Origin of the sequence: Pseudomonas sp. MF6396 (assembly GCF_002018915.1) — a bacterium.
Lineage (GTDB): Bacteria > Pseudomonadota > Gammaproteobacteria > Pseudomonadales > Pseudomonadaceae > Aquipseudomonas > Aquipseudomonas palmensis.
In genome coordinates this window covers 14,865-39,955 of record NZ_MVOK01000022.1, presented here as the reverse complement: position 1 = coordinate 39,955, position 25,091 = coordinate 14,865, and the positions used below count along the sequence as shown (strand labels likewise).

Annotated in this window: 22 protein-coding genes; 11 read left to right on the top strand and 11 right to left on the bottom strand. The window is 64.1% G+C overall.

The window, feature by feature from the left end; all coding sequences use genetic code 11:
* On the bottom strand, positions 1-1,530 hold the full coding sequence (gene pdxR, locus MF6396_RS20405) for a MocR-like pyridoxine biosynthesis transcription factor PdxR (protein WP_078481434.1): 1,530 nt from the start codon (positions 1,528-1,530) through the stop codon (positions 1-3).
* A 107-nt stretch (positions 1,531-1,637) separates the two neighbouring features.
* On the opposite strand from pdxR, the gene MF6396_RS20400 reads away from it, so the two are divergent.
* Both MF6396_RS20400 and MF6396_RS20395 read left to right on the top strand, forming a co-directional pair.
* Entirely contained in the window at positions 1,638-2,084 is a 447-nt protein-coding gene (locus MF6396_RS20400) for a GNAT family N-acetyltransferase (RefSeq protein ID WP_043861529.1), read from the top strand.
* A 14-nt stretch (positions 2,085-2,098) separates the two neighbouring features.
* A complete protein-coding gene (locus MF6396_RS20395; protein ID WP_054916454.1) occupies positions 2,099-2,773 on the top strand; it encodes a GNAT family N-acetyltransferase in 675 nt (224 codons plus the stop codon).
* Between the two features lie 94 nt (positions 2,774-2,867).
* Here MF6396_RS20395 and oadA read toward each other — a convergent pair whose 3' ends face one another.
* Both oadA and MF6396_RS20385 read right to left on the bottom strand, forming a co-directional pair.
* Positions 2,868-4,676: a sodium-extruding oxaloacetate decarboxylase subunit alpha gene (oadA, locus tag MF6396_RS20390; protein ID WP_043861527.1), complete on the bottom strand. Its 1,809-nt coding sequence runs from the start codon at positions 4,674-4,676 to the stop codon at positions 2,868-2,870.
* An 11-nt stretch (positions 4,677-4,687) separates the two neighbouring features.
* A complete protein-coding gene (locus MF6396_RS20385; protein ID WP_043861526.1) occupies positions 4,688-6,103 on the bottom strand; it encodes an acetyl-CoA carboxylase biotin carboxylase subunit in 1,416 nt (471 codons plus the stop codon).
* A 205-nt stretch (positions 6,104-6,308) separates the two neighbouring features.
* Here MF6396_RS20385 and MF6396_RS20380 point away from each other — a divergent pair, with 205 nt between their 5' ends.
* Positions 6,309-7,256, top strand: a complete 948-nt coding sequence (locus MF6396_RS20380; protein WP_162484870.1) for a LysR family transcriptional regulator — start codon at positions 6,309-6,311, stop codon at positions 7,254-7,256.
* On the opposite strand, the gene MF6396_RS20375 is transcribed toward MF6396_RS20380, so the two are convergent.
* Both MF6396_RS20375 and hexR read right to left on the bottom strand, forming a co-directional pair.
* Entirely contained in the window at positions 7,198-7,416 is a 219-nt protein-coding gene (locus MF6396_RS20375) for a PA3496 family putative envelope integrity protein (protein WP_078481432.1), read from the bottom strand. The genes MF6396_RS20380 and MF6396_RS20375 overlap by 59 nt on opposite strands.
* Before the next feature lie 162 nt (positions 7,417-7,578).
* A complete protein-coding gene (gene hexR / locus MF6396_RS20370; RefSeq protein WP_043861524.1) occupies positions 7,579-8,445 on the bottom strand; it encodes a transcriptional regulator HexR in 867 nt (288 codons plus the stop codon).
* A gap of 104 nt (positions 8,446-8,549) precedes the next feature.
* Here hexR and zwf point away from each other — a divergent pair, with 104 nt between their 5' ends.
* Both zwf and MF6396_RS20360 read left to right on the top strand, forming a co-directional pair.
* Positions 8,550-9,992 carry a glucose-6-phosphate dehydrogenase gene (gene zwf / locus MF6396_RS20365; RefSeq protein ID WP_078481431.1) on the top strand — a complete coding sequence of 481 codons (1,443 nt, stop codon included), beginning with the start codon at positions 8,550-8,552 and terminating at the stop codon, positions 9,990-9,992.
* 84 nt (positions 9,993-10,076) lie between these two features.
* Entirely contained in the window at positions 10,077-10,394 is a 318-nt protein-coding gene (locus MF6396_RS20360) for a hypothetical protein (protein ID WP_078481429.1), read from the top strand.
* A 61-nt stretch (positions 10,395-10,455) separates the two neighbouring features.
* On the opposite strand, the gene MF6396_RS20355 is transcribed toward MF6396_RS20360, so the two are convergent.
* Positions 10,456-13,326 (bottom strand): EAL domain-containing protein, encoded by a 2,871-nt coding sequence (locus tag MF6396_RS20355; protein WP_078481428.1) that lies wholly within the window; start codon positions 13,324-13,326, stop codon positions 10,456-10,458.
* 235 nt (positions 13,327-13,561) lie between these two features.
* On the opposite strand from MF6396_RS20355, the gene uvrD reads away from it, so the two are divergent.
* The 4 genes from uvrD to MF6396_RS20335 all read left to right on the top strand — a co-directional run bounded on the left by uvrD (position 13,562) and on the right by MF6396_RS20335 (position 18,279).
* A complete protein-coding gene (gene uvrD / locus MF6396_RS20350) occupies positions 13,562-15,745 on the top strand; it encodes a DNA helicase II (RefSeq protein ID WP_043861521.1) in 2,184 nt (727 codons plus the stop codon).
* Between the two features lie 192 nt (positions 15,746-15,937).
* A complete protein-coding gene (locus MF6396_RS20345) occupies positions 15,938-16,789 on the top strand; it encodes a Tim44 domain-containing protein (RefSeq protein ID WP_043861520.1) in 852 nt (283 codons plus the stop codon).
* Between the two features lie 112 nt (positions 16,790-16,901).
* Entirely contained in the window at positions 16,902-17,309 is a 408-nt protein-coding gene (locus MF6396_RS20340) for an SMI1/KNR4 family protein (RefSeq protein ID WP_014720555.1), read from the top strand.
* A gap of 157 nt (positions 17,310-17,466) precedes the next feature.
* The gene (locus MF6396_RS20335; RefSeq protein WP_078481426.1) at positions 17,467-18,279 is read left to right on the top strand and encodes an alpha/beta hydrolase; all 813 of its coding nucleotides are present in this window, start codon (positions 17,467-17,469) and stop codon (positions 18,277-18,279) included.
* On the opposite strand, the gene MF6396_RS20330 is transcribed toward MF6396_RS20335, so the two are convergent.
* Positions 18,276-20,036, bottom strand: a complete 1,761-nt coding sequence (locus MF6396_RS20330) for a cation:proton antiporter (RefSeq protein WP_054916449.1) — start codon at positions 20,034-20,036, stop codon at positions 18,276-18,278. The genes MF6396_RS20335 and MF6396_RS20330 overlap by 4 nt on opposite strands.
* Before the next feature lie 323 nt (positions 20,037-20,359).
* Here MF6396_RS20330 and MF6396_RS20325 point away from each other — a divergent pair, with 323 nt between their 5' ends.
* On the top strand, positions 20,360-20,845 hold the full coding sequence (locus tag MF6396_RS20325; RefSeq protein ID WP_043861517.1) for an acyl-CoA thioesterase: 486 nt from the start codon (positions 20,360-20,362) through the stop codon (positions 20,843-20,845).
* Here the strand turns inward: MF6396_RS20325 and pdxY are convergent.
* Complete coding sequence (pdxY, locus tag MF6396_RS20320; RefSeq protein WP_078481425.1) at positions 20,842-21,714, bottom strand: pyridoxal kinase PdxY; 873 nt, start codon at positions 21,712-21,714, stop codon at positions 20,842-20,844. The two genes, MF6396_RS20325 and pdxY, sit on opposite strands and share 4 nt — an antisense overlap.
* Before the next feature lie 117 nt (positions 21,715-21,831).
* On the opposite strand from pdxY, the gene MF6396_RS20315 reads away from it, so the two are divergent.
* On the top strand, positions 21,832-22,224 hold the full coding sequence (locus MF6396_RS20315; protein WP_043861515.1) for a DUF3301 domain-containing protein: 393 nt from the start codon (positions 21,832-21,834) through the stop codon (positions 22,222-22,224).
* Positions 22,225-22,278: 54 nt separating this feature from the next.
* Here MF6396_RS20315 and MF6396_RS20310 read toward each other — a convergent pair whose 3' ends face one another.
* From MF6396_RS20310 to zigA, 3 genes are read right to left on the bottom strand one after another with little or no spacing between them, the layout of a single operon-like run.
* Positions 22,279-23,241, bottom strand: a complete 963-nt coding sequence (locus tag MF6396_RS20310; protein WP_078481468.1) for a CobW family GTP-binding protein — start codon at positions 23,239-23,241, stop codon at positions 22,279-22,281.
* A 42-nt stretch (positions 23,242-23,283) separates the two neighbouring features.
* Positions 23,284-23,883, bottom strand: a complete 600-nt coding sequence (locus MF6396_RS20305) for a DUF1826 domain-containing protein (RefSeq protein WP_043861514.1) — start codon at positions 23,881-23,883, stop codon at positions 23,284-23,286.
* Positions 23,883-25,091, bottom strand: coding sequence for a zinc metallochaperone GTPase ZigA (zigA, locus tag MF6396_RS20300; protein WP_078481423.1), 1,209 nt, complete (start codon positions 25,089-25,091; stop codon positions 23,883-23,885). The genes MF6396_RS20305 and zigA overlap by 1 nt, the downstream gene beginning before the upstream one ends.

The window sequence follows — 25,091 nt, the reverse complement described above, 5'->3', positions numbered from 1 at the left end:
TCAGTCGACCCAGGCACGTGCAAGGCGTGCCAGGGCCTGGGCAATCGCGGCCTCGTTCACGGCCGCGAACCCCAGCACCAGTCCGGCACGCTTATCCACAGGCAGCGGCGTGTCGGGCAACCAGTAATCACTCAGCGCATTGAGTTCGACACCCACCGCTGCGGCACGGGCGATCAGTTCCCGTTCGCGCGCCTGGCTGTCCACGTCGATCTTCAGGTGCAGGCCCGCCGCCACCTCCGGCAAGGCTCCCAGCCCCGCCACAGCCTTCGGCCAGCCGGCCAGCAGCGCATTGCGCCGGCTCAACGCCGCGCGGCGCATGCGCCGGATATGACGCTGGAAGTGCCCTTTAGCCATGAACTGCGCCATCACCGCCTGTGTGCCGACCTCGGAATGGCGCACCGCCAACGCCCGAAAGCGCGAGAATGCCTCCACCAGCCGGGCCGGCAGCACAAGGTAGCCCAGACGCAGCGCCGGAAAGGCCACCTTGCCGAAGGTGCCGACATACAGCACCCGTCCGCTGCGGTCCAGGGCTGCCAGCGGGGCCAGCGGCGCGCCGCTGTAGCGGTACTCGCCGTCGTAGTCGTCCTCGATGATCCAGCTGTCATTGCGCTCGGCCCAGGCCAGCAGTTCCAGACGCCGCGCCAGGCTCAGGGTGACGCCGGTGGGGTACTGATGCGCGGGGGTAACGTAGCTCAGGCGACAGTTGGGCAACTGGGCCAGGGCAGCGCACTGCAACCCGTCGTGATCCACCCCCACGCCATGCACCTTCGCGCCCGCCATGGCGAAGGCTTTACCCGCCGCACGATAGCCGGGGTTTTCCACAGCCACACCGTCACCGGGCGCCAGCAGCAGCTGTGCACAAAGGCTGATTGCCTGCTGCGCACCACTGGTGATCACAATTTGTTCAGCCACGCAGGACAACCCACGGGAGCGACGCAGGTAGGTGGCAATCAGCTCGCGCAGCAGCGGTTCTCCGGCCGGGTCGCCGTAACCGAGTGACGCCGGGTCGGGATTTCGCCAGAAACCCGCCTGCAGCTTGGCCCACACCTCGAAGGGGAACAGATCGAAGGCCGGTATGCCAACCTGAAAAGCCCGCGGCGCACGAGGCTCATGCACGGATAAATGATTGTTTTCCAGGCGCTCCAGCACGTCCGTGTGGATAACTTTACTGGATAAATCCTCAGTGCAATCACCCGTTTTTGTGGATAACCCTGTGGAAAAACCCAGGGATAACCCTGTGGACAGTTTTGTGGATAGTTTTGGCAGCTGACTGACGTAGGTACCATCGCCCACCCGGCTTTCGATATAGCCTTCGGCATACAGCTGGTCGTAGGCACGAACTACGCTGTTACGTGAGACGGCCAGCGCTGCGGCCATGTCGCGGGTGGCGGGAAGACGCGTGCCGCTACCCAGGCGCCCGTCCAGCACGCGCTGGCGCAGCGCCTGGTACAACTGGCGACTGAGCCCCTGACGACGGTCCAGCACGATGCCGGTGGGGTCGAAGGGCAAGGCAACGCTACGTTCGCTCATGAAATTGGACCTACCAAATAAGCCGGAAATGGCTCTTACCATAAGCCAATAGCCTGCCTAGGATGGGGCCATTCGCCAACCCCTGTATTGCACACAAGGATCCTTCGATGTCTACCGTGACCCTGCGCCCCGTGACCGCCGATGACCACGCCGCCTGGCTGCCGCTGTGGCAGGCCTACCAGCGTTTCTATGAGACCCGCATCGATGAGGCGGTCAGTGCCGTGACCTGGCAGCGCATGCTCGACACCAGCGAGCCGACCAACGCTGCGCTGGCCTGGGTCGATGGCAAGGCGGTGGGCATGGTGCACTGGATCTACCACCGCTCCAACTGGACGGTGGAAAACGCCTGCTACCTGCAGGATCTGTATGTCGACGCCAACCAGCGCGGCAAGGGCGTGGGCCGCCAGCTGATCGAGCTGGTGTACGACACGGCGCGCCAGGCCGGCTGCACCAAGGTGCACTGGCTGACCCATGAAACCAACGCCACCGGTATTTCGCTGTATGAACAGGTGGCCGAACGGCCGGGTTTCATCCAGTTCCGCAAAGCCCTGTAATCGGAGAAGCCACCATGAGCACACCGTTGAACTGGCGGCCGGCCAAGGCCCCGCAGCCTGTCCCGCTGGTCGGGCGCTTCATCCGCCTGGAAAAACTCGACCCGCGCCGCGACCGCGAGCACCTGTGGGCGGTGTTCCAGGGCCCCGAGGCCGACCAGACACTGTGGAAGTACCTGGCCTACGGACCATTCACCGAGCGCGAAGACTTCGACCACTGGCTAGACAGCAACGCCGCCAGCAGCGACCCGCTGTTCTACAGCGTGATCGACCTGGCCAGCGGGCAGACCCAGGGTATCCTCAGCCTGATGTCGATCGTGCCCGAGCAGGGCCGTATCGAGATCGGCCACATTGCCTTCGGCGCGGCCATGCAGCGCACGCCCAAGGGCACCGAGGCCATCTACCTGCTGGGCAAGCAGGCCTTCGCCCTGGGCAACCGGCGACTGGAATGGAAGTGCAACAACGACAATGCCCGCTCCAAGCGCGCGGCCGAGCGTTTCGGGTTCACCTTCGAAGGGGTGTTTCGCAAGCACATGGTGACCAAGGACCACAACCGCGACACGGCCTGGTACTCCATCACCGATGACGAATGGCCGGCCATTGCCGCTGGTTTCGAACGCTGGCTGAGCGAGGACAACCAGCGCCCAGAGGGTCAGCTCAAGACGCTGGAAGCGTGCCGTACGGGTGCGTGAGGCGGGTACCCGAAGCGGGCGTATCCAACAGAAGATAAAAAAAGGGGAGCAATTCGCTCCCCAGAGGTTAACCGCTTGCAGATGAAGGCCTGAATCAGCCTTCGATCTCGATCAGGATCTCGCCCGGGTTGACCCGGTCGCCCTTGGCCACGTGTATGGCTGCAACCTTGCCGGCGATGGCCGATTGCACCTCGGTTTCCATCTTCATCGCTTCGGTGATCAGCACCGCCTGGCCGGCCTTGACCGTGTCGCCCTGCTTGACCAGCACATCGACGATGTTGCCCGGCATGGTGGTGCTCACATGGCCCGGCTCGCTGGCCTGCTTGCGCTTGCTGCTGCCACCGCCGACGAATTCGTTGAGCGGCTCGAACACCACCTCTTCCGGCATGCCGTCGATGGACAGGTAGAAGTGGCGCTTGCCTTCGGCCTTGACGCCCACACCGGTGATATCCACGCGGTAGGTCTCGCCGTGCACGTCGATCACGAACTCGGTTGGTACGCCTTCGCCACCGGCCGAGGCCACCGCGCCGGCTTCCGGAATCGGCAGCAGCACTTCAGGGGTCAGGCTGCCGGCTTCACGCTCTTCAAGGAACTTGCGCCCGATGTCCGGGAACATGGCGAAGGTCAGCACGTCTTCTTCGGACTTGGCCAGGCTGCCGATGTCGGCACGCAGCTTGGTCATCTCGGGCTTGAGCAGGTCGGCGGGGCGCACGTCGATGACGTCTTCGCTGCCGATGGCCTGGCGACGCAGCTTCTCGTCGACCACCCCCGGTGCCTTGCCGTAGCCACCCTGCAGGTACAGCTTCACCTCGTTGGTGATGGTCTTGTAGCGCTCGCCGGCCAGCACGTTGAAGAACGCCTGGGTGCCGACGATCTGCGAGGTGGGCGTGACCAGCGGCGGGAAGCCGAGGTCTTCACGCACCCGCGGGATCTCGGCCAGCACTTCGTTCATGCGGTTGAGCGCACCCTGCTCCTTGAGCTGGTTGGCCAGGTTGGAAATCATCCCGCCCGGTACCTGGTTGACCTGCACGCGGGTATCCACGGCGGTGAACTCGCTTTCGAACTGGTGGTACTTCTTGCGCACGGCATAGAAGTACAGGCCGATCTCCTGCAGCAGTTGCAGGTCCAGGCCGGTATCGAACTCGCTGCCCTTGAGCGCTGCAACCATCGATTCGGTGCCCGGGTGGCTGGTGCCCCAGGCGAAGCTGGAGATGGCGGTGTCGATATGGTCGGCACCGTTCTCGATGGCCTTGAGCTGGCACATCGCGGCCAGGCCGGCCGTGTCGTGGCTGTGGATGAACACCGGCAGCGACTGCTCGGCCTTGAGTGCCTTGACCAGCTCGCCGGTGGCGTAGGGGGTCAGCAGGCCGGCCATGTCCTTGATCGCGATGGAGTCGCAGCCCATGGCTTCCATCTGCTTGGCCTGGGCCACGAACGCCTCGATGGTGTGCACCGGGCTGGTGGTGTAGGCGATGGTGCCCTGGGCATGCTTGCCGGCCGCCTTCACGGCCTCGATGGCCACGCGCAGGTTGCGCACGTCGTTCATGGCATCGAAGATGCGGAACACATCGATGCCGTTGACTGCTGCCTTGGCCACGAAGGCCTTGACCACGTCATCGCTGTAGTGCCGGTAGCCAAGCAGGTTCTGGCCGCGCAGCAGCATCTGCAGACGGGTGTTGGGCAGTGCTGCGCGCAGCTTGCGCAGGCGCTCCCACGGGTCTTCCTTGAGGAAGCGCACGCAGGCGTCGAAGGTCGCGCCGCCCCACACTTCCAGCGACCAGTAGCCCACCTTGTCGAGCTTGTCGCAGATCGGCAGCATGTCGTCGGTGCGCATGCGGGTGGCCAGCAGCGATTGGTGGGCGTCGCGCAGGATCGTGTCGGTTACGAAAATTTTCTTGGACATTGTAGGGTTCCTCACAGGCCTGCGTGGGCGGCGATGGCGGCGGCGATGGCCAGGGCCAGCTCTTCGGGTTTGCGCTTGATCGAGTAGTTGGTCAGTTCGGGGTGGCTTTCAACGAAGCTGGTGTTGAACTGGCCGCTACGGAATTCCGGGTTGCGCAGGATTTCCTGGTAGTACGCGGCGGTGGTCTTGACCCCCTGCAGGCGCATGTCGTCCAGGGCCCGCAGGCCGCGGTCCATGGCTTCTTCCCAGGTCAGTGCCCAGACCACCAGCTTCAGGCACATCGAGTCGTAGAACGGCGGGATGGTGTAGCCGGTGTAGATCGCCGTGTCGGTGCGCACGCCCGGGCCGCCGGGGGCGTAGTAGCGGGTGATCTTGCCGAAGCTGGGCAGAAAGTTGTTTTTCGGGTCTTCTGCATTGATCCGGAACTGCAGCGCGAAGCCGCGGTGCTGGATGTCTTCCTGCTTGACCGACAGCGGCAGGCCCGAGGCGATGCGGATCTGTTCGCGAACGATGTCGATACCGGTGATTTCCTCGGTGATGGTGTGCTCCACCTGCACCCGGGTGTTCATTTCCATGAAGTACACCTCGCCATCGGCGAGCAGGAACTCCACGGTACCGGCATTCTCGTAGCCCACGGCCTTGGCCGCGCGCACCGACAGGTCGCCGATGTAGGCGCGCTGTTCGGGGGTCAGCTGCGGGCTGGGGGCGATCTCGATGAGCTTCTGGTTGCGGCGCTGGATCGAGCAGTCGCGCTCGAACAGGTGCACCACGTTGCCGAAGCTGTCACCCAGGATCTGCGCCTCGATGTGCTTGGGGTTGACGATGCATTTTTCCAGGAACACCTCGGCCGAACCGAATGCCTTGGTGGCTTCGGAAATCACCCGCGGAAAGGCCTGCTCGAGTTCTTCGCGGCTGTTGCAGCGACGAATGCCGCGCCCGCCGCCGCCGGAAGTGGCCTTGAGCATAACCGGGTAACCGATGCGGTCGCCCTCTTCCAGGGCTTCGTGGATGTCGGCCACGTTGCCTTCGGTGCCCGGGGTGACCGGTACGCCGGCCTTGATCATGCTGCGCCGCGCCTCGGTCTTGTCGCCCATGCGGCGAATGACTTCGGCGGCCGGGCCGATGAACTTGATCCCGCGTTCGGCGCAGATGTCCGCCAGCTCCGCGTTCTCCGACAGAAAACCATAGCCCGGGTGCAACGCATCGCAGCCGGTTTCCACTGCCAGGTTCACCAGCTTGCGCGGGTTGAGGTAACCGGCCAGGGGTTCGGCACCGATGCTATGGGCCTCGTCCGCACGCTTTACGTGCAGGGCGTGACGGTCGGCGTCGGAATAGATCGCCACCGAGCGAATGCCCATCTCGGCGCAGGCACGCACGATGCGTACTGCGATTTCACCCCGGTTGGCGATCAGGATTTTTTTTATCACTGGAGTCTTCCCAAAGCCGTTGGTAACAAACGAACCGGCAGTACCGGTCGGCGCGTGACCAGACGTCGCTGGCCAGTCGTATAATCACCCTAGCGCCGAACGTGAATAAACAAAAATCAATATTTGTTAGGGGCAGCATTAGCAATTGCTTATAGTGCCGTAACAGGGTTTTGCCGAGGCGACGGGAAATATGCGTAAGTCATTGATGCGTATGACATTGCGTCAATTGCAGATCTTCAATGAAGTGTGTGATTTGCGTTCGTACAGCCGGGCCGCCGAGGAGATGTCGCTGACGCAACCCGCCGTTAGTCTACAGATCCGCCAGCTCGAAGAACTGGTAGGCCAGCCGCTGTTCGAGTACGTCGGCAAGAAGCTCTACCTCACCGAGGCCGCCGAGGCGCTGCAGCGCGCCAGCCGGGACATCTTCGGACGCCTGGAGAGCCTCGACATGCAGCTGTCGGACATGCAGGGCTCGCTGCAGGGCCAGCTCAAGCTGGCGGTGGAGTCGAGCGCCAAGTACTTCGTGCCGCACCTGTTCGCCGCCTTCAAGCGCCTGCACCCGGAGGTCAACCTGACGCTCACCGTGGTCAACCGCGCCCAGGCCATCCGGCGCCTGTCGGACAACCGCGACGACCTGATCATCATGTCGATGGTGCCGCAGGACATGGGCCTGGAGTTTTTGCCCTTCCTGAACAACCCGATCGTGGCCGTGGCCCCGCCCGATCACCCGCTGTGCACGCTCGACAGCCTGCGCCTGCAGGACCTGGAGCCGCATACGCTGCTGGTGCGCGAACAGGGTTCGGGCACGCGCAAGGCGTGCGAGGAGTACTTCAAGGAAAAGCGCGTGCACTTCACCCAGACCCTAGAAGTGGCATCGGCCGACGCCCAGCGCGAATGCGTGATCGCAGGCCTTGGCATCGCCCTTTTGACCCGGCATGCACTGAACATGGAACTGGCCACCGGGGTGCTGCGCGAGCTGCCGGTAGAGGAGCTGCCGCTGTATCGCAGCTGGTGCGTGGTGCAGGCCAAGGCCAAGCGGCAGTCGCCGGTGGCCCTGGCCTTTGTTGCGTTCATCCGCAGCGAACGTGCGCAGATCAGCGCGCTTGTTGAGCGTTTCTCGGGGACGTTGCCGCTGACACCTGCCATACGCTGACAGCGTGCAGTTCGGGGTAGTCGGCGATGTCCTGCAGCAATTGGCGCTGCTCGGAATAGCTTTCGATCGCGCGGCGAAACTCCATGCGGCGCTGATCCTTTTCCTGCTGCTTGCGGGACTTGGCGGTAGGTTGGTGCGAGCCATCGAATTCACGAGCCATTGCGTGTCTCCCTGGTCGATTGCGGGGAGTTTCAGCGTGCCCGGGCGGGGTTACGGTTTGGCGGCGGGAGGGTTACAAAAGCATGAACAATCAGGCGTGGTATGCGGTGCTGCCCTTCGCTGGCAAGCCAGCGAAGGTGTCAGCTCGGGCGGTGCAAGACGATCAGTCGTCCATCGCCTTGATCGACTTGGGCGACAGGCGCAGGCTGCGCAAGCTGCGCTTGACGCTCTTGAGGTGGTTGACCAGGCTCGGCCCGCGCGCCATGGCAACGCCCATGGCCAGCACGTCGATCACCACCAGGTGGGCGATACGTGAGGTCAGCGGGGTGTAGATTTCGGTGTCTTCATGCACGTCGATGGCCAGGTTGACCGTGGACAGTTCGGCCAGCGGGGTCTGGCTCGGGCACAGGGTGATCAGCGTCGCACCGCTTTCACGCACCAGGTTGGCAGTGATCAGCAGGTCCTTGGAACGCCCTGACTGGGAAATGCAGATCGCTACGTCACCCGGCTTGAGGGTGACCGCCGACATCGCCTGCATGTGCGGGTCGGAATACGCCGCTGCCGTCAGCAACAGGCGGAAGAACTTGTGCTGGGCATCGGCAGCCACCGCACCCGATGCACCAAACCCGTAGAACTCCACGCGCTGCGCCTGGGCCATGGCCGTCACGGCGCGCTGCAATGCCTGGGCATCGAGGTGCTCGCGCACTTCCATCAGGGTGTGCAGGGTGGTGTCGAAGATCTTCAGGCTGTAGTCGGCTACCGAATCGTCTTCATGAATCGCGAACTGACCGAAGCTCGCACCCGCCGCCAGGCTTTGCGCCAGCTTGAGCTTGAGGTCCTGGAAACCGGTGCAACCGATCGCCCGGCAGAAACGCACGATGGTCGGCTCGCTGATCCCGACGCTGTGCGCCAGATCAGCCATGGAGCTATGCATGACAGCCGCTGGATCGAGCAATACGTGATCGGCAACCTTCAGTTCCGATTTGCGTAGCAGATGGCGCGACTGGGCGATGTGTTGCAACAGATTCAAGGGCAGGACTCGGTTATGATCGGCTGACCGGGTTGTAGCTTTCTTGTAGTTATACTACATGACCGGCGACCCGCCCAGCTAAACGATCTTGGAGAGTGGTGGCATTGACTATCCCGTGCGACATTCTGGTGTTCGGCGGCACCGGCGATCTGGCCCTGAACAAACTGCTTCCAGCGCTCTACCACCTGTTTCGCGAAGGCCGTCTGCACAACGCCGTGCGGATCATCGCCCTGGCCCGCCGGCCCTTGCCACGGATTGAATTTCTCAAGCTGGTCGAACGCCGCTGCCGCGCCCAGATCGTGCCCCAGGACTTCAGCGACGAGGTGTGGCACCGCTTTTCCACGCGCCTGGACTACTTCTCCATGGACGCCATGCAGAGCGCCGATTTCGGCCGCCTCGCCCGCTTTCTGGGCGAGCCCGGCGGGCTGACGCGGGTCTACTACCTGGCCACCGCACCCAACCTGTTCGTGCCCATCGCCACCCACCTGCAGGTGGCCGGGCTGGTCGACAGCGAAGCGCGTATCGTGCTGGAAAAACCCATCGGCCACTCACTGGAGTCCGCCACCACGATCAACAGCGCCATCGGCGCGGTATTCGCCGAATCCCAGGTGTTTCGCATCGACCACTACCTGGGCAAGGAGACGGTGCAGAACCTCATGGCATTGCGCTTCGCCAACGCGCTCCTGGAACCGGTGTGGCGCACCAACCAGGTGGACCACGTGCAGATCAGCGTGTGCGAAACCCTCGGCGTGGAAAACCGCGGCGGCTACTACGACCGTGCCGGCGCGACCCGCGACATGCTGCAGAACCACCTGCTGCAACTGCTCTGCCTGGTAGCCATGGAGCCACCTGCGCAGTTCGAGGCCGAGGCGGTGCGCGATGAAAAGGTCAAGATCCTCAAGGCCCTCAAACCCATCACCGGGCAGGACGTGCAGGACAAGACCGTGCGCGGCCAGTACAGCGCCGGCAAGATCGGCGGGCAGGAGGTTCCGGCCTACTACTTCGAGAAGGACGTGGACAACGACAGCGATACCGAAACCTTCGTCGCCGTCGAAGCCCACATCAACAACTGGCGCTGGGCCGGCGTGCCCTTCTACCTGCGTACCGGCAAGCGCATGGCCAAACGCTCCTCGCAGATCGTCATCCAGTTCAAGCCGGTGCCCCATCGCCTGTTCGACGGCGACCAGGCCAACCAGTTGCTGATCCAGCTGCAGCCCGACGAGCGCATCAGCCTGCAGATGATGACCAAGGCACCGGGCAAGGGCATGCGCCTGGAGCCGGTGGAACTGAACCTGAACCTGGCCCAGGTGTTCGGCCAGGCACGTCGCTGGGACGCCTACGAACGCCTGCTGCTGGATGTTCTGGACGGCGACTCGACCCTGTTCATGCGCCGCGACGAAGTGGAGGCCGCATGGGCCTGGATCGACCCGATCCTGACTGGCTGGCAGGAGCACTTCCAGGCCCCCCGCCCTTACCCGGCCGGCTCCAATGGCCCGGACCAGGCCCATAGCCTGCTGGCTCACCAGGGACGCGCCTGGCACGGTTGAAAGCTTTCCGGCTGCCGGGTGCAGCCGCGCTGTTCGATAGTGGGCACGCAACATCCCACCCACCATCGAATGGAGTACAAAGGAATGTCCCTGAAAGCAAAAGGCTGGATCGCGCAGAACGACAAGATGCCGGGCAACGCCAGGTTTCGAGTGCATGGCACCGTGGAAGTCGCCACCTCGGCCATCGTGCCGGTGCTGGTGAAACGCGCCATCCAGGACAAATCGCACGCCCTGGCGCTGGAACTGAAGCTGGAGAACGTGGACGCCCTGGCTGCCCAGGTGATCACCGAACGTGCGGTCTGTTTCGAAATGGACGGCGACCACAGCAACATCCCGAAAGTGGATATTTTCCACGACGGCAAACTGCTGGTGAGCCTGGAGGAGATCCTGGTCACTCACTGACCGGCAGGCTTCGACTTGTTACAACGCCAGGGCCCCGTTGATCGGGGCCCTGGCCGTGGGGCTACCAGCGCCGATCTTCACGCAGCAAGGCGGCCAGGCTGTCGGCCTCCACCGGCCGGCTTATCAGGTAGCCCTGCACCTCATCGCAGCCCTGCTCGCGCAGAAACGCCAGCTGCTCCTGGGTTTCCACCCCTTCGGCCACCACCTGCAGGCCCAGGCTGTGGGCCATGACAATGATCGCACGGGTGATTGCGGCGTCCTCGCTGCCTTCGTGCAGGCCACGGATGAAGGTCTGGTCGATCTTCACGTAATTCACCGGAAAACGCTTGAGGTAGCTGAGCGACGAATAGCCGGTGCCGAAATCGTCGATGGCCAGCTTGACCCCCAGTTCATGCAACTGATGAAAGGTCGCGATGATGTGCTCCACACTGTCGAGCAACTGGCTTTCGGTCAGCTCCAGCTCCAGCAGGTGCGGTGCCAGGCCGCTGTCTTCCAGCACCTGACGCACCAGGCTGACCAGCTTGCCCTGGCGCAACTGATACACCGACAGGTTCACCGACACGCGAATCGGCGCCAGCCCCTGCCGTTGCCATTCACAGGCCTGCCAGCACGCCTGGCGCAACACGAACTCGCCCATCGGCGCGATCAGCCCGGTCTCTTCGGCCAGGCCGATGAAGTCGCCCGGTGGCACCATGCCCACCTGCGGGTGATGCCAGCGCACCAGGGCCTCGGCAGCCTGCAGGCGGCCGCTGGTCAGGCACAGTTTGGGCTGGTAATAGACCTCCAGCTGGCGTTCTTCGATGGCCTTGCGCAGCTGGTTCTCCAGTTGCAGGCGCTCCAGGGTGCTGGCCTGCAGGCTCTCGGTGTAGAACTGGAACCCGTCGCCGCCGAGGTGCTTGGCGTGCTGCATGGCCATGTTGGCCTGGCTCACCAGGGTGCTGACATCCAGGCTGGCATCGGGCAGCAGACTGACCCCCACTGAAGCGCTGATCACCAGCTCGTGCCCGTCGACACGCAGCGGCACGCGCAACTTGTCCAGCAGGCGCGTCGCCACCCGCACCAGGCTGGACAGGTGTGAATAGCCGTCGAACAGCACCACGAACTCGTCACCGGACAGACGCGCCACGGTATCGGCCTCGGGCACTGCGTTGCCGATGCGCTGGGCCATGGTCTTGAGCAGCCGGTCGGCCAGTTCGTGGCCCAGGCTGTCGTTGAGCAGCTTGAAGCGGTCCAGGTCGATGTGCAGCAGCGCCAGGCTGCGACCGCTGCCACGCAGGCGCTGGCCGGCTTCATGCAGACGCAGGCGGAACAACGCGCGGTTGGCCAGGCCGGTCAGTTCGTCGTAGTGCGCCAGGTACCGCAGGCGCTCTTCGGACTCGCGGCGTGCCGACAGGTCGGTGAAGAAACCCACGATGGTGCCGACCTGGCCACGCGCATCCGTCACGCCGGTCAGTTGCAGCCACTGCGGGTAGAGTTCCCCGTTCTTGCGCGCCTCAACCAGCTCGCCTTCCCAGCGCCCCTGCTGCGCCAGGGCCTGGTCGATGGCACCGTAGTGCCGGCGCGCGTCGCGGCTGCATGGCAGCTCCAGCGCATTGCGCCCCAGCAGTTCTTCGCGCACGTAGCCGGTCATGTGGCAGAACGCCTGGTTGGCGGCCAGTACGGCATAGTCCGGCCCCATGATCGCGATGCCTTCGCTGGCCGCCTCGAATACGGTTGCGGCCAGGCGTTGCTGTTCCTGCTGGGCCTTGCGCGCGCTCACGTCGCGCCGGGTGCCGAGCATTCGCACCACCCGCCCGGCGGCATCGCGCTCCACCGCGCGGCCGCGGTCCTCGATCCAGCACCAGTGGCCCTGGGCGTGGCGGAAGCGGTACTCGATACGGTAATCGTCGGTGCGCCCCTTGAGGTGGTCGACCAGGGCGCGCTTGAGCGCCGGCACGTCATCCGGGTGCAGGCGCGGCTTGAGGTGCGCCTGCACCGCCCGCACCTGCTCCGGGTTCAGGCCGAACAGTTCGTGCAATTGGGTGTGATGCACCTCGTCGGTTTCCAGATTCCAGTCCCACAGCCCCAGCTCACTGGCTTCCAGCGCCAGGGCCAGGCGCTGCTCGCTCTTGCTCAGGGCCTGGTTGGCGCGGTCCAGCTCCTGGCTGCGCTGCGCCACCCTCGATTCCAGCCCGGCCTGGGCCTGACGCAGTTGCTCCTCGATCAGCCGACGCTGCTCGACCTCGGTCGCCAGGGCCTTGTTGAGCCGCTCGCTGCGCGCCTGCGCGGCCTGCAGGTGCTCGATCAGCGCCTGGTTCTGAAAGCGGCGCAACAGGCCCCCCTCGATCAGCCGATTGACCTGCCAGGCCACCACCATCAACGCGCCGAGCAGGATCAGCCCCAGCCAACCCCAGCCCTGCTGCTGCTCGTCACCGCGCCAGAACAGGAACGCGATCGGCGGCAGCAGGCACGGCAAGGTGAAACTCAGGAACGCCGGCAGGCTGACCGCGTAGGCCACACTCGCCGACAGGGTCGCGGCCCCCAGCAAGCCGAAGACCCAGGCCTGTTGCACGAAGTTATCCACAGGCACCAGGGCAATCGCCGCGCTGGCCAGGGTCAGGCCGCTGAAGGCCGAACCGAGCAGGAACATGCGCCACCAGGTCGGTTGCACCTGTCGATCGGGCATCGCCGCGTCGAAGGCCGCCACCTGAATGACCCGCAGCGCTACCAGCGCCATCAACCAGACGATCCACACACTGACCAGCAGGTAGCGCTGCGGGCTCCACAGCAGCCAGGCACACACCAGGCCGTTGAGCAGCATGAACAGGGTGGGCAGCAACGAGCCCTGGTACAACAGACGGGTACGCTCGACGGCCAGTTGCGTGGCGAACTGTTTGCGAATACCGCGGCGCGCTTCCAGCGGCACGCTGACGGAGGCAGATGCGAAGGTCATAGGCAATGTTCTTGTAATGGTGAGCCTCGAACGAGCACGGAGCATACACAAGCAGGCGCCTGGGCCAAACTGCTCTGGGTCATAAATTGTGCGTGGCAATTATGGAACCTGGTTTCAGTGCCGAGCCCTCAAGCACGCGGGCCAAGGGGCGCGCCCGATGAGCGGGCGGCGCCTTGGGCGATCTTTTTCCACCATGGGTTTGCCCCCGGCTCGCTTGCGCCCCTAAAATGGCCGGATGCGCGATGACCTCTCCCTCCTGTTGAACTCCCTCAACGACGCCCAACGCCAGGCCGTAGCGGCCCCGCTTGGTCGCCAGTTGGTTCTGGCCGGTGCCGGCTCCGGTAAGACCCGAGTGCTGGTGCACCGTATCGCCTGGTTGATCCAGGTCGAGCAGGCCTCACCCCATTCGGTGCTGTCGGTGACCTTCACCAACAAGGCCGCCGCCGAGATGCGCCAGCGCATCGAGCAGTTGATGGGCATCAACCCGGCCGGCATGTGGGTGGGTACCTTCCACGGCCTGGCGCACCGCCTGTTGCGTGCCCACTGGCAGGAAGCGGGGCTGAACCAGAACTTCCAGATCCTCGACAGCGACGACCAGCAACGCCTGGTCAAGCGGGTGATCCGCGAGCTGGGCCTGGACGAACAGCGCTGGCCGGTACGCCAGGCGCAGTGGTTCATCAACGGGCAGAAGGACGAAGGGCTGCGCCCGCAGCACATCCAGGCCAGCGGCGACCTGTTCCTGGGCACCATGCGCAGCATCTACGAGGCCTACGAGGCAGCCTGCCAGCGCGCCGGCGTGATCGACTTCTCCGAACTGCTGCTGCGCGCGCTGGACCTGTGGCGCGACAACCCGGGCCTGCTGCAGCACTACCAGCGGCGCTTCCGCCACCTGCTGGTAGACGAGTTCCAGGACACCAACGCCGTGCAGTACGCCTGGTTGCGCCTGCTGGCCCAGGGCGGTGACAGCCTGATGGTGGTGGGCGACGACGACCAGTCCATCTATGGCTGGCGCGGCGCCAAGATCGAGAACATCCACCAGTACAGTGCCGACTTCCCCGACACCCAGATGATCCGCCTGGAGCAGAACTACCGCTCCACCGCCGGCATCCTCAAGGCGGCCAACGCCCTGATCGCCAACAACAGTGATCGCCTGGGCAAGGAGCTGTGGACCGACGGCGGCGACGGCGAACCGCTGAGCCTGTACGCCGCCTTCAACGAACACGACGAAGCGCGCTATGTGGTCGAGACCATCGAGAGCGCGCTCAAGACCGGCATGGCGCGCAGCGACATCGCCATCCTGTACCGCTCCAACGCCCAGTCGCGGGTGCTCGAGGAAGCCCTGCTGCGCGAGCGCATCCCGTACCGCATCTATGGAGGTCAGCGCTTCTTCGAACGCGCCGAGATCAAGAACGCCATGGCCTACCTGCGCCTGCTTGAAGGGCGTGGCAATGATGCGGCGCTGGAGCGGGTGATCAACGTGCCGCCGCGCGGCATCGGCGAGAAGACCGTGGAGGCGATTCGCGAACACGCCCGTCACGCCCAGGTATCGATGTGGGAGTCGATGAGCCTGCTGATCGCCAACAAGGGCCTCAAGGGCCGCGCCGCCAGCGCCCTGGCCGCGTTCATCGAGCTGATCGAGAACCTCTCGGCCAAGGTCATGGACATGCCGTTGCACCTGATGACCCAGACCGTGATCGAGCAGTCCGGGCTGATCGTCTATCACCAGGAAGAAAAGGGTGAAAAGGGCCAGGCACGGGTAGAAAACCTTGAAGAACTGGTCAGCGCCGCGCGTAACTTCGAAAGCGCCGAGGAAGACGCCGAGCTGTCGCCGCTGGCTGCGTTCCTGGGCCATGCCTCCCTCGAGGCCGGCGATGCCCAGGCCGAGGAACACGAAGACAGCATCCAGCTGATGACCCTGCACAGCGCCAAGGGCCTGGAGTTCCCCCACGTGTTCCTGGTGGGCATGGAAGAGGGCCTGTTCCCGCACAAGATGAGCCTGGAAGAGCCCGGCCGCCTGGAAGAGGAACGTCGCCTGGCCTATGTGGGCATTACCCGCGCCATGCAGCAGCTGGTGATGACCTACGCCGAGACCCGCCGCCTGTACGGCAGCGAAACCTACAACAAGGTGTCGCGATTCGTGCGTGAGATCCCTGCGGGGCTGGTGCAGGAAGTGCGCTTGTCCAACAGCGTCAGCCGGCCGTTCGGCTCGGGTCAGAAACAGAATTCGAGCAGCCTGTTCGGTGCGGCGAACATCCCCGAAACCGCGTTCAACCTCGGCCAGCGCGTGCAGCACGCGGTGTTTGGCGAGGGCGTGATCCTCAATTTCGAGGGCGCCGGTGCCCAGGCGCGGGTGCAGGTGAACTTTGCCGAAGGCAGCAAGTGGCTGATGCTTGGCTACGCCAAGCTGGAGCCGTTGTAACACCCTCCGCCGGCAAGGCCGTCCCCTGTGGGAGCCGGCCTTGCCGGCGAAGGGGTCGGCCAATTCCTACACGCACTTGATAAACATCCCACAGCGCCAAGCAAAAGATAGAAACATTATGGCGCTAGTCATGTGTCCTACAACCTGTGCACCATGGCGCGCGTGCACTCCACAAAACGGGAATACCCTTCTATGCAACGTTTTCTTAGCATCGCCTTGGCGCTGTGCATCGGCCTTACGCTGAGCCTCGACGCCAACGCCAAGCGCTTCGGCGGCGGCAAGAGCTCGGGCGCCGCGCCGACCCACCAGACGCGCCAGGCCGCTCCGGCCACGCCGGCCGCCACGCCAAATGCGGCAGGCCGTCCACCGGCAGCCGCCAGCGGTGCTTCGCGCTGGCTCGGCCCTCTGGCCGGCCTCGCCGCCGGTGGCCTGCTGGCCTCCATGTTCATGGGCGACGGCTTCCAGGGCATGCAGATCTTCGACATCCTGATCATGGCGGTCATCGCCTTCCTGATCTTCCGTTTCATTGCCGCCCGTCGCCGCAAGCAACAGCCGCAGATGGCCGCTGCCGGTCACGCGCCGTTCCAGCGTGAAGTTCACGAGCAACCGGCTCAGCCGTCGATCTTCGGTGGTTCCGCTGCACCTGCCGCGGCCCGCCCGGTAATCAACGCACCAGCCTGGTTCAATGAAGAGAGCTTCCTGGCCGCTGCACGCAACCACTTCCAGACCCTGCAGCAGCACTGGGACGCCAACGAGATCGACAAGATCGCCGAGTTCGTTACCCCGCAGATGCTGCAGTTCCTGAAAAAGGAACGTGCCGAGCTGGGTGAAGGCTTCCAGTCCACCTACATCGACGACCTGAACGTGCAGCTGGAAGGCGTGGATGACCGTGCCGACCGCACCATCGCCACCCTGACCTTCAGCGGTGTGTCGAAAACCTCGCGTTTCGACCAGGGCGAAGTGTTCAGCGAAAGCTGGAACATGGAACGTGCCCAGGGCGAAAACCAGCCTTGGCTGGTCGCAGGGATCCGCCAGAACGGCTGATCTTGAGGCATTGCACAAAAAAACCCCGGGCTTGCCCGGGGTTTTGCTTTTAGCGTAGCGTCCTACTAGGGTATAACGCGCAGCGTGTCGTCAAGGTAAGAGGATTGAACCCGTGGAAGAAATCATCGAGCAACTGCGTGAAGCCAACGAACCGGTACCCGTACCGCTTGAGTTGCCCGACGAAGACCTGCTGGTCGAGATTGAAGAACAGCTGTTCATCGATATCCCGTTCGTTTTCAGGGAGTTCCTGCTGACCGTCAGCGATGTGGTGTACGGCAGCCTGGAGCCGGTGACCGTTACCGACCCGCAATCGCATACCTACCTGCCTGACGTGGCGGCCAATGCCTGGGATGCCGGCGTGGACCGTTCGCTGATTCCGATCTGCCAGGATGGTGACGATTACTACTGCGTCGAGGAAGACGGCACCGTGGTGCTGTGGTCGGCCGAAGAAGAGCTGGTGACCGAAGAAACCTGGGAATCGGTATGGCACTGGGCGCGCGACGTGTGGCTGGAAAGCTGATCCGTCAGTTTGTCGGACAAAAATGATGGCTCTGAGCTATCAATCTTCGTAGAATCGCCGCGCCTTCCTGTGCGCGGCGGTGTTGCTACCGCTCCATCCCCTCGGACATACGACCCGCGCGCACAGGAATGCACCTTCACATGCCGGGGCCCTGTCGATGTACTCCAGACTGTTCACACTGCTCGCCCTGCTGCTGGCGAGCGGCTGCCAGGCGCCGCTGACACAGTTGCAGACCCTCAGCCAGGCCCATGGCCATCGTGTCGAGATCCAGCCTACCCAGCCCTTCCCGCTGGCGCTGAGCGTTCCGCTCAAGGCGCCAGGCGCCCTGCGCCTGCGCGTCTATCTGGAAGGTGACGGACGCGCCTGGGCCACCTCCAGCCAACCCAGCCTGGACCCCAGCCCGCGCAACCTGTTGCTGGCGCGACTGGCCCTGAAAGACCCACAGCCCAGCCTGTATCTGGCGCGCCCTTGCCAGTTCGTCAGTGCGCCTGGCTGCCGCGCAGCGATGTGGACCGACCAGCGCTTTGGCAAGGCAGTGCTCGATAGCCTGGACCAAGCCCTGAGCGGCATCAAGCAGCGCTATGGCAACCAGGAGTTCGAGCTGATCGGCTATTCCGGCGGGGGTGCGCTGGCCTTGCTGCTGGCCGCCCGGCGAAGCGACGTTACCCAGGTACAGACCCTGGCCGGCAACCTCAGCCCGCGGTACTGGGCACAGACCCTGCAACTGACGCCACTGGCGGGCTCACTGGAGCCGCTGGACTATCGCCAGCGCCTGCGCGACCTGCCGCAGCGCCACCTTCTCGGGCTGCAGGACCGCAGCGTGCCGGCCTCGCTGTTCGAGCACTACCGCGTGGAACTGGGCAGTGCCCGCTGCATGCAGCAGGTTGCGCTGCCCGGTGTGAGCCACGCCGAAGGCTGGACACGGGCCTGGGCCCAATGGCGGGACCAGCCGCTGCGCTGCAAACCCTAGGGGTGGTGTTCCTTCTGATTGTCGAGGGTTTCGAGCAGTGCGATCTGCATGCGCGTGTGCACCCGGATGAACCAGCGCCACAGCAACGCCACCACGCCGGCCGCCACCACCGCAATCAGCAACAGCAGCTCGCTGGTGGGCAGGATGCTCGCCGACAGCGCCGACAGCAGCAGGAAGATCACCAGCAGCGACAGCAGCGGGATCACCTCGGCGATCACCCGGCGCACGCGCTGGGTATGGCGCCCGGCCATTTCCGGCTTGACCCCCATTTCGGCCAGCAGCATCGACAGCGCCTTGAGCTTGCGATACGCGGCAATCAGGAACGGCAATGACAGCAGCAACGCCGCGCCCCAGATCAGCGCTTTCTGCTGGGCCAGGTCGGGCAACCATTCGCTCAGGTACTCGCCGATGCGTGCCGCGAAGTAACCTCCACTGAAGAAGATCGCCACCACCAGCGCCAGGTTGACCCCCACCTGCAGCAGGATGCGCCGGATCATCGCCGCCACCATCGCGCCCTCGCCTTGCGGCTGGATGCTGCGCAGCCATTCGCCGTACAGCGACAGCACCCGCGACAGGCGCTTGGGCACCACACTGGCAAGCTTGAGCGACAGCGGGTCGGCGGCGCGAATCAGGTAGGGCGTGAGCAAGGTGGTAATGGCCGACACCGCCACCGCCACCGGGTAAAGGAAGTCGCTGGTGACCTGCAGGGTCATGCCCAGCGCAGCGATGATGAAGGAGAATTCGCCGATCTGCGAAAGCCCCATGCCCACCCGCAACGAGGTGCGACCGTCGTTGCCGGCGATGAAGGCGCCCATGCCGCACGAGAGCATCTTGCCCAGGACCACCGCTACAGTGATGACCACGATCGGCCAGATGTACTCGATGAGCACGCTCAGGTCGATCATCAGGCCGATGGCGACGAAGAAGATGGCACTGAACAGGTCGCGAACCGGCTCGATCAACTGCTCGATCTTCAGCAACTGGCGCGATTCGGCCATGATCGCCCCGATCAGGAACGCGCCCAGCACCATGCTGTACTCGAGCTTGACCACCAGCAGGCAGAAGCCGAAGCACAGGCCCAACACGGTAATCAGCAGCATCTCGTTGCTTTCGAACCTGGCCACGTAGGCCAGTACCCGCGGTACCAGCAGTATGCCGATGACCAGCGCCACGATCATGAACAGCGAGAGCTTGCCGACGGTGGAGAACACCTCGCCGGAACTGACCGCGCCGCTGACCGCAATGCCCGACAGCAGGGCAATGATGCCGATACCGAGGATGTCCTCGACGATCAGCACACCGAAGATCAGCTGGGCGAAGCGCTCGTTCTTCATCTTCAGGTCGTTGAGCGCCTTGACGATGATGGTGGTGGAAGAAATTGCCAGGATTGCGCCCAGGAACAGCGAGTCCATAGTGTTCCAGCCGAACCAGCGGCCGATCTCGAAGCCGATCCAGATCATCAGCACGATTTCGAGGAAGGCCGCAATGAACGCCGTGGCCCCCACCTTGAACAGCTTGCGCAGGCTGAACTCCAGCCCCAGGCAGAACATCAGGAAGATCACCCCGAGTTCGGCCAGCGTCTTGATCGTGTCTTCGTCGTGGATGAGGCCGAATGGCGGGGTGTGCGGGCCGATGATGAAGCCGGCGACGATATAGCCGAGTACCACCGGCTGCTTGAAACGGTGAAACAGGATGGTGACCACACCGGCAACCAGCATGATCACCGCCAGATCCTGAATAAAGCTGATGGCATGCACGGCGTGGAGCTCCTTACTTCGAACCGAAGAACAAGCCCGCCGCTCGATGACATGCCTGTCGTGGAGCGGCGGGGGAATTAGTCTGTCAAATGACGCCAGGCACCACATTGCATGGGCTTGGTCAGGTTAACACCGGCGCCTGCAACGAAAAGGCGGTGTAATATCAAGAAACAGATAGACCGGTAACACGCCAAAGATGGCACGAACGGCGTGACGGCAACGGCGCTGTCAGCGTCCCGTTTTCATGGGATTCGAAATTGGGGAAAAGAAGCGTGATGACCACTCGCCACCCCGCCTCAGCGCAACCTTACCGTGAGCACACTATGGAACCTGGAAACGCCCAGCTGTCGATGACCGTCCTGATGACCCCGGACATGGCCAACTTTTCTGGCAACGTACACGGCGGCACCCTGCTCAAGTACCTCGATGAAGTCGCCTATGCCTGCGCCAGCCGCTACGCGGGCCGTTATGTGGTGACGTTGTCGGTGGATCAGGTGGTCTTTCGCGAGCCGGTACACGTGGGCGAACTGGTGACCTTCCTGGCGTCGGTGAACTACACCGGCAACACCTCGATGGAGGTCGGGATCAAGGTCGTCACCGAAAATATCCGCGAGCGTTCGGTGCGCCACAGCAACAGCTGCTTCTTCACCATGGTCGCGGTGGACGACGATCGCAAGCCGGTCGCCGTGCCGCCACGCCAGCCAGAGACCAGCGAGGAAAAGCGCCGCTTCGTGCAAGGCAAGCAGCGCCGCCTGATTCGCCAGGAACTCGAAAAGCGCTACCAGGAACTCAAGGGCGACGCCTTCTAGAGCGACAGTCGCCGCGCCTCGAAGCGCACCCGCGGGTGCATGATGCGGTCCTGAGCACGCACCAGCTCCAGCTCGTAGCTGGTGCAAGCCTGGGTTTCCAGCAGCACCTCGTGCACGGCCGCGGCAGTGAATTCGAAAGCCGCCACCCAGCTGTCACCCAGCAGCACCCGCGCCAGGAACAGGCCGGAGGTCAGGTCGCCGACCCCCACCGGCTGCCGCGCAAAGGCCAGCAGCGGTCGTTGCAGGTGCCAACTGCCTTCGGCAGTCACCAGCAGCATCTCGAAGTCTTCGGCCTTGCGTCCCGGGTATGCCAGGTGCTTGACCAGCACAGCCTTGGGCCCGCGGGCGAGCAGGCTGCGCGCCATGGCCACGCAGTCCTCCAGCGACTCGGCCCGACGCCCGCAGAAGCTGTCGAGCTCCAACTGATTGGGGCACAGCACATCCGCCACCGCAACCGCTTCATCGAGCAGGAAGTCACTGACCTCGGCGGGTACGATGCAGCCTTTTTCCGGATGCCCCATGACGGGGTCGCACAGGTACAGGGCGTTCGGGTTGACCGCCTTGATCCGCGCCACCCCAGTAAGAATCGCACGGCCCTGGGCGGCGCTGCCGAGGTAGCCGGAAAGCACCGCATCACAGTTGCCCAGCTCGCCGATCGTCGCAATCCCGTCCACCAGCGCCGGAATTTGCTCTGGCGCAAGCACTTCGCCGGTCCACTGGCCATACTGAGTATGGTTGGAGAACTGAACGGTGTTCAGCGGCCAGACATTGACCCCCACCCGTTGCATCGGAAACACCGCGGCGCTGTTGCCGGCGTGGCCGAATACCACGTGTGACTGGATGGCGAGCAGATGCGGTGTACGTTTCATGCAGGGCTTCCAAACGATCGAATGAAAAACAAGGCGCGCAGTATGGCGCCAAATGCCACCTGTACGACAGACCGGGGTGGCAGTTAAGCTGAGCCTATCTGGTTGGAGCGAACGTAGATGTTAACCCTCGAAAACCTTCTGGTGCTGATGCTGCTGGCCACCGCAGGCGCCTGGCTGTGGCATAACCACGGCCTGCGCGAAAAGGCACTGGAACGGGTCAAGCAGCATTGCGCCAAGCTCGACCTGGAACTGCTGGATGGCAACGTGGCGCTCAAGCGCATCGGTTTTGTGCGCGATGCCAACGGGCGCAAGCGCCTGGCCCGTGTGTACAACTTCGAATTCACGGTGACAGGCGAACATCGTCACCCCGGTACGGTGACGCAGTTTGGCGCGCATACGATGCAGATCGAACTGGCACCCTACCCGTTCGAGATCAAGCCGCCGGTGCAGGGCGGCAACGTGATCGAGATGAACCAGTGGCGCCAGGAGCACAATCGCTGGCGCCAGTGACGTTCCCTCCGTCTACCGGGGCCAGCCTTGCCTGCAAAAAGGCCGGCCCTGTCTTCAGGGAATCCGGCATTCCTGCATCCCCTGCTCCAAGGCCGCCACTGCCTGCGGCTGTGCAAAAATCAGCTCGATACGCGAGTCGCGCCGCCACTCGCTGGCCTGCCAGTGCAGCGCCTGCCCCTCCAGCGCATTGGCCGACTGCCAACCCTCCGGGCTGTGGATAACCAGTTTGGCCCTGCGCCACCCAAGGCCTGCAAGCCATTGCTGCAAACGCTGCGGGTGCAACTGCTGGCTCGGGTGCCAGCGCCAGCCAATGCTCCAGCCCTGCTCCAGCTGTTGATAAAGACAGATCGGCGTCAGCGGGTTTATCCACAGCGCCGCCGGCAACGGCCTGGCCTCCGGCAGCTTGAAGTTATCCACCGGCAACGGATGCACACCAACGCCCGGCAGGCTGTTCAGCGCAATCTGCCCATGGTCCGTCCAAAGCTGGGGTACATCAGGCAACCCCTGGCTTATCCACAGGCGCGTGGCGGCCGCCAAGCCTTCAGATTTGTTGAGCACCAGCAGCCCCGCACCGTGCAGTGCCTGCGCCTGCGGCTGGGGTAATGCCTGGCCTGCCGCCAATGCCTGGGCGTCCAGTACCAGCACCGACGGCTGAACCGCCAGCACGCCTTGCCAGGGTGCTTCGCCCAGCTGGGCCAGCAACTGGGCAGGATGACCCAGCCCCGAAGGCTCGATGAACAGTCGATGAGGGCGCGCCTTGCGCAACAAGCGCCCCAGGCCCACCTGGAACGGTGCACCATTCACGCAGCACAGGCATCCGCCCGCCACTTCGCCCATCGCCACGCCATCATCGTCGGTGGCGAGCAAGGCGGCATCCAGGCCGATCTGGCCGAACTCGTTGATCAGCACCGCCCACCGCTCGTGGGCCGGGCGCTGGGCCAGCAGGTGCCGGATCAGGCTGGTCTTGCCGGCGCCCAGGGGGCCGCCGATCAGGTGGGTGGGTATGTTCTGCAGCATGCGCATCGATTCGTCAGGAAGGATACGCACTATGCTGCGCGCTCAGGCCATCCAGTCAAGCGTCAGCATCAGGCGGCGCTGCCCCGCAGGTACCGCCGGCGAACGGTGCACCAGCCCCTGCCCCTCATTGCCCAGCCACCTCTCGCCCTTGAGCACGGCCACATCACCGGTCGACAACTGCTCCACCTGCACCGCATCGGGCGCCGTCAGCCATTCACTGCCGGGGCCCGCATAGGTACAGATCAGCCGCGCCGGCACGTGGTCGACGTGAAAACGCGGGCACATTGCGCCCTCCAGTGCGCGCAGGCGCAGCCCCACCCGACGCGCGTCGAGCAGGCAGGCGTAGGCGCCCACCAGCCAGCGCACATCGCAGATGAACCCCTCATACCCCTGCAGATCGGCATACGCTGCCGCCAACCCGCGCAGGGCGGGTGCATCGTCATCTGGCTGCAACTCCAGGGTCAGGGACTCGGCCAGCGGCTGCCCAAGGGACAACAGCACCTGGGCAAAATCGGCCACATGCACCGGCAACTGGCGCTGCCACACGGCCAGATTGACGCCATCCTGCAGCACCTCGGTCAGCACCTGGGGCGATTCGCCGACTGTCTGCCGGGCGCTGCCACGGCGTTTCAGGGCCAGCATCAGGCCGCCTCTTCGTCGTGCCAGTCGCCAAACGGGTCGGGCAGGCGTTGCCAGCCCTCGGCGCCCAATGCCATTTCTTCATCGCTCAGCAGGCAGGCGCCCAGCTCGGCATCCAGTTGCGCAAAGTCGATGTGCTGCCCGATGAACACCAGCTCCTGTCGGCAATCGCCGCATTCGGCCGTCCAGTGCTTGAGGATCGCCGCCGTGTCCTGCGGGTCCTGGGGCCATTGCCCGCGTGGTACGAAACGCCACCAGCGACCGGCAAAGCCGTGGCGCATAATGCCGCCGGCCTGGGACCAGCTGCCGGCTTCCTGGTGCTTGCTGGCCAGCCAGAAAAAGCCCTTGGAACGCAACAGGCGGCCGTTGCTCCAGGGCCTGTGGATAAAGTCGAAAAAACGCTGTGGGTGCAAGGGGCGGCGGGCCTGCCAGGTAGTGGCGGCAATGCCGTACTCCTGGGTTTCCGGCACATGCGTACCGCGCAGTTCCTGCAGCCAGCCCGGCGCCTGGGCAGCACGCTCGAAGTCGAACAGGCCGGTATCGAGAATCTGCGCCAATGGCACCTGCCCCATCACCATCGGCACGATCTGGGCGTGGGCATTGAGCGAGCGCAGAATGGCGCAGAGTTCTTCGCGCTCATCGCTGCCGATCAGGTCGATCTTGCTCAACAGGATCACATCGGCGAACTCGACCTGCTCGATCAGCAGGTCGCTGATGGAACGTTCATCGCCCTCGCCCAGGGTCTCGCCGCGCGAAGCCAGGCTGTCGGCGGCCTGGTAGTCACTCAGGAAATTCAGCCCGTCGACCACCGTGACCATGGTGTCCAGCCGCGCCTGGTCGGCCAGGCTGCGGCCTTGCTCATCACGGAAGGTAAAGGTTTCGGCTACCGGTAGCGGCTCGGATATGCCGGTGGACTCGATCAACAGGTAATCGAAACGCCCCTCGCGGGCAAGCCGCGCGACCTCTTCGAGCAGATCTTCGCGCAGGGTGCAGCAGATGCAGCCATTGCTCATCTCGACCAGTTTTTCTTCTGCACGATTGAGGCTGACGTTGCGCTGCACTTCGCTGGCGTCGATATTGATTTCACTCATGTCGTTGACGATCACCGCCACCCGCAGGTTGTCGCGGTTACGCAGCACATGGTTGAGCAGGGTGCTCTTGCCGGCACCTAGAAAGCCGGACAGCACGGTAACGGGGAGACGGTCGGTCAT